This window comes from Saccharicrinis aurantiacus (assembly GCF_001660705.2).
Classification (GTDB): Bacteria; Bacteroidota; Bacteroidia; order Bacteroidales; family Marinilabiliaceae; genus Saccharicrinis; species Saccharicrinis aurantiacus.
This window is the reverse complement of record NZ_LYBV02000049.1, coordinates 1-4,294: the sequence shown is the minus strand read 5'-3', so window position 1 is coordinate 4,294 and position 4,294 is coordinate 1. Positions and strand designations below refer to the sequence as shown.

8 protein-coding genes are annotated in these 4,294 nt (G+C 39.7%); all 8 read left to right on the top strand.

All coding sequences use genetic code 11. The features are described 5' to 3' along the window. Positions 1-334, top strand: a 334-nt coding sequence (locus tag A8B35_RS23475) for a hypothetical protein (RefSeq protein WP_171973257.1), incomplete at its 5' end; no start/stop codon positions are given. A 17-nt stretch (positions 335-351) separates the two neighbouring features. Next, the gene (locus A8B35_RS22005; protein ID WP_075604041.1) at positions 352-1,131 is read left to right on the top strand and encodes a hypothetical protein; all 780 of its coding nucleotides are present in this window, start codon (positions 352-354) and stop codon (positions 1,129-1,131) included. Positions 1,132-1,182: 51 nt separating this feature from the next. Continuing rightward, complete coding sequence (locus A8B35_RS22000) at positions 1,183-1,548, top strand: hypothetical protein (protein WP_075604040.1); 366 nt, start codon at positions 1,183-1,185, stop codon at positions 1,546-1,548. Between the two features lie 34 nt (positions 1,549-1,582). Continuing rightward, complete coding sequence (locus A8B35_RS21995) at positions 1,583-2,668, top strand: hypothetical protein (protein WP_075604039.1); 1,086 nt, start codon at positions 1,583-1,585, stop codon at positions 2,666-2,668. A gap of 25 nt (positions 2,669-2,693) precedes the next feature. Beyond that, positions 2,694-2,870, top strand: a complete 177-nt coding sequence (locus A8B35_RS23470) for a hypothetical protein (RefSeq protein ID WP_171973250.1) — start codon at positions 2,694-2,696, stop codon at positions 2,868-2,870. A 62-nt stretch (positions 2,871-2,932) separates the two neighbouring features. Further along, complete coding sequence (locus A8B35_RS21990) at positions 2,933-3,340, top strand: annexin (protein WP_139314985.1); 408 nt, start codon at positions 2,933-2,935, stop codon at positions 3,338-3,340. After that, positions 3,318-3,977, top strand: coding sequence for a hypothetical protein (locus A8B35_RS23120; RefSeq protein WP_139314984.1), 660 nt, complete (start codon positions 3,318-3,320; stop codon positions 3,975-3,977). The genes A8B35_RS21990 and A8B35_RS23120 overlap by 23 nt, the downstream gene beginning before the upstream one ends. 52 nt (positions 3,978-4,029) lie before the next feature. Beyond that, positions 4,030-4,294: hypothetical protein (locus A8B35_RS21980; RefSeq protein ID WP_139314983.1), on the top strand; the 265-nt coding region annotated here is incomplete at its 3' end.

Sequence of the window (4,294 nt, the reverse complement as noted above, 5' to 3'; positions counted from 1 at the left end):
GAAAAAGGGCGATACCTTTGAGTTTAATGGCAATACCAAAACGGAGCACGATCGTATCAAAGGCATCTTTCTACGCCTATCCAATCAAGCAGCTTTACAAGGCGCCACATTACGTGTTTGGATCGATGATACCGAGATTATTCCAGATGATACCGAAGTAGCCTTGTTGCATCACAGCGATGATATGAGCATCAAAGACGTAGCTTTTGCCGTAAATGAAAAAGCCAAGAATAGTCCTGTACGCATCATCTACAAAGACAATAGCGAAAACCTTGCTGTAGCAGATAGCTACTATGTTCGAGTATATCTACTTGCCGAGGTAGAGAAAAAGTAACCTTCAACTCCCGAAAAATGAAAAGATACTTTGTGATCACTCACCAGTCAAAAGACAATGCACATCTAAATGTTCAGGATTTACTGCCTGCCGCATGTACGCTGATTACAGGCATTGCTGTAAATGCCATTGTCAAGCAGGATGCACAAGCAGAGGAAGTATTTGAGCAATTATCCTTTCCGCAAAGGCTAATCACCCAACTGCTTCAGGATGATCCAATAGCAGAGCTGTTCTATTCCTACCTGCGCACACGTTCAACCATTGAAGAAAGTAAAGCCTTTTTCGAAAGTGATATACTTCCTGAAATCATGAGAGTGTTGAGCACTAACATCGTATTCTCTTGCTTCACAGCAGAACAACAAGAACTATTCAACGACAGCATCGTCAATCTATTTCAGGCACAATTCACGGATTACATCTACAATGATGCAAAGCTTTTTGACAAAGGTAGTCTGATGACAGATCTGGATTTTACAGACTTTATAGCACAGCAAACACTGGTATTTTGCTACAACAATAAGGATGTAATTTTTAAACGCAGCACACAAACCTACAAACAACCCGAAGCCTACGAATGTGGCCATATCAGTCTTCTTATAAACGGTAATAGTTTCCTACTTCGAGACTATATTATCACCGCAAATAGAAAGGTAAAGCACCTGAGTAAAGAAATTATTCCATTTCACGAACCACTTGAGGTGAATAGTACTATGTATACTGTTTTTAAGAGTAATAAGAATAATAGTAATAGTTCACTAAGCATCCGAATTTATATCGAATATGAAACGAGCACTTAGGTAAAAATCTAGTGAAACAGAACCCTTTTTTAATTCAAAAATACTAATGAGATGAACACCAGTGAGCTAATACATACCATTGCCAAAGACCGTGTTTCAGGGATGCGAACCATAGATAGTTATCAGTTGAAACCAACGGTAATTAGAGTTACTAGTGCTGATGTGTCCATCGATCTAAAAAACGATATGTGGATACTCAACACAAGGGCTTTATCTGCAACTATTACAGAATTAGAATTGGCCAGTAGCGATAACATATTTACAGCTACACCGGAAGAATACGACTTTATGGATGAATTTCGGTATCAGGTTTTTACCGATTACATCGATATCAAAACCACAGTGGAAAACTTTCAGCCCTATCGCTTAGAATTTGTAAAGATCATCCCACACAGAAATCCACAAAGTGGAGATTAATACTGTAGAATATTAACTACTTGATACTGAAATAATGTTAGACTATAGAGAACAAATACAAAGTATATACGATTTCCTAAAGCGTTCAGAGGCAGAGCAAAAATACCCTTACGCTTATGAGATTTACCTTTTAACTGGAGTTGAAGAAACAGCACTCACTTCCAGGACATCCGGCACAGCCAAGTTCAATCAGGATGTGGAAAGTGCCATTGATAAAGCCAAGCAAGCTCATGGCATGCTCAGGGTAAGTGTGTTCGGCGGCAAAAGCCCCAATGCTCGTCGATTAAACAATTACACAGTCAACGTTAGCGGATTGCTGAGTCCTCAAAAGCAAGCTCTGGAGAAAGGCGAAATACAAACCTTAATCAAAGAAGAGATCAGCCAAATTCAGCCACCAGCAGGAGGATTAAATGATTTAAATAACCTCTTGGGGATGGTAACTGGTAAAACGGATGGAGCACAAGGAATAGAAGGTCTATTTGGACTATTCAACACCATCTCGGGCAGCAACAAAGAAATCGATCGTATTGCCTACCAAAAGCAGTTGGACGACTTCAAATTTGAAACACGCCATACCATGCTTCAAGAAAAGTTGGAGAAGCTAAGTAGCGAGAATGCTGAGCTGCGTGTGGATAGAGAACGCTTTTTAAACGAAAACAAGGATCTGAAAAATGAAAAATCAGAACTAGAAAATCGCTTAGCAGGATATGCGCCCAATGAACTGATGAAGCGTGTTGCTGTGGGTGTAATCTCAGGCATTGGAGGCCGCATATTAAGTAATTCTCCCAAAACAGCTGAGCTATTAGGCCTAAGTCCCGATGAATTAAAAGGAGCACTAGGCATTGTGGATGATGTGAGCGATCAAGAAGGGTTTACACCAGACACCAATGTGGAAGTAAGCGAAATAGGCAATCCTAAAACACCAGAAGAAAAGAAGAAAGCAGCCATCATTAAAAGCCTAAGCGAAGCATTATCCACATGGGAATTACAAGATGTAGCCAAGATAGCCAATATCATTGGTCTGTGCTTAGATAAAGCAGAACGCATTAATGAAACCTTGGCATTCTTGGGACAATCGATAGAAGGAGCGGACTCGCAGGAGTTCGAAACACAAGAGTAATAAAACGAAGTTTAAAATATAAGTCATGAGAAAATTTAAAGTAGGCATCACAATAGAAGCAGAAGCACCAGAGACAGTTAAGAAAGTGGGGAATCTCATTCAGAATGCTGTCAACAAGGTAGAACAGGAAGATATTATTCGTCTGCTGGAAAAAGTGGCTAAGAACCCACAAATCATCAAAACAGCCTTGAAGTTCGTGTAATGGAATTGTCCACTTCAAATAAGGCAGCACTGCTCACAACAGGCATCAAAATAGGTGTTCCGATGGTGGCAATTGGCGTGGGTATTATTCTGGTTAAAAGGATGCTCAAAAAGAATCCGGATGGAACGAGCACAAGGACTGCCCCCTCATTAAAGGAAACGCATATCCAAAAGAATAATTTAACGATAACGACTTCTGATGCAGCCTTATTTGCCAATACACTCTATGGAGCGATGTTAGATTTTGGAACCGATGAAAAGACCATTTTCAGCATCCTAGATAAAATCAAGACCAAGGACGATATGCTATTGGTGATAAAAGCCTTTGGCATGAAGATGTATCTATGGGGTTCACGAGCTGCATTTTTAGGTCAGAATTACAATTTGATTGGATGGTTCAGGTTTGAGTTAGGCACAAAAGAAATAGCACAGATCAAACCCAAATTTGATGAATGGGGCATACCGCTCTAATACAATACATACGATGGATAAGAAGCAAAAGAAGATATTATTTATTTCGGGAGGGTTGTTAACCACTGGGGCAATAGCCACGGCTCTATTGTTGATTCGCAGAAGAAACAAAAGCCAACATGGCCTATTGCCCCCAAGTGGTTCATCCATCAAACCGTCGAATATTTTAACTACCAACAACAAGGTTTTACCTGACACTTTTCGCAATTGGAAAGGAGGCACGACTTATCTATCCAATATGCCACGAGGCATTAGAAACAACAATCCTGGTAATCTGATCTATACGAATATAAAGTGGAATGGAAAGCTGCCCAAGGCACAAAACAAGGACAGGCGTTTTGAAATGTTCATCGCACCAGAATATGGAGTCCGGGCAATGATTAAAGACCTTAAAAATGACATCAACAAGGGCAAGAATACAGTACCTGCTTTAATTAGTGAATATGCACCCAAACACGAGAACAACACAAGCGCATACATCAATACCGTTTGTCGTGATTTAAAGGTGAGTAAAACGGCAAAGCTCTTACCCAGCCAAAATACATTACGACTCCTAGTGCTTTCCATTTCTCGAGTAGAAAATGGAGGCAATTACGTCTCTAACGAGCTATTTAATAAGGCTTATTCAATGATCTAACTATCAGATAGAGTATCCAATAATTGCAGTATAAACAATAGAAAATTACAATATGGCAACGATTAAAATGTTCTCTGGAACAACTCCACCATCATTAAAAAAAGGCGAATGGGCATCCGATGGTCATTATGCCTATTTAGGCATGGATCATGGTCAATATAAGGTTTTTCAGGGTGTTTTTGATATGAGTAAAGACCAACAAGTCACCGGATTTGAATATGATCTTGATCAGAAGGCTATTATCATACCTTCGGGCACACCATTTTCACAATTACAAAGGCTATTTGATACTTTACCCAAAGCCTTAAAATACCATA

What these genes read in the sequence shown, in the direction of transcription:
- A8B35_RS22005 (WP_075604041.1), top strand. Translation starts at nt 352, where the DNA reads ATGAAAAGATACTTTGTGATCACTCACCAGTCAAAAGACAATGCACAT.
- A8B35_RS22000 (WP_075604040.1), top strand. Translation starts at nt 1,183, where the DNA reads ATGAACACCAGTGAGCTAATACATACCATTGCCAAAGACCGTGTTTCA.
- A8B35_RS21995 (WP_075604039.1), top strand. Translation starts at nt 1,583, where the DNA reads ATGTTAGACTATAGAGAACAAATACAAAGTATATACGATTTCCTAAAG.
- A8B35_RS23470 (WP_171973250.1), top strand. Translation starts at nt 2,694, where the DNA reads ATGAGAAAATTTAAAGTAGGCATCACAATAGAAGCAGAAGCACCAGAG.
- A8B35_RS21990 (WP_139314985.1), top strand. Translation starts at nt 2,933, where the DNA reads ATGGTGGCAATTGGCGTGGGTATTATTCTGGTTAAAAGGATGCTCAAA.
- A8B35_RS23120 (WP_139314984.1), top strand. Translation starts at nt 3,318, where the DNA reads ATGAATGGGGCATACCGCTCTAATACAATACATACGATGGATAAGAAG.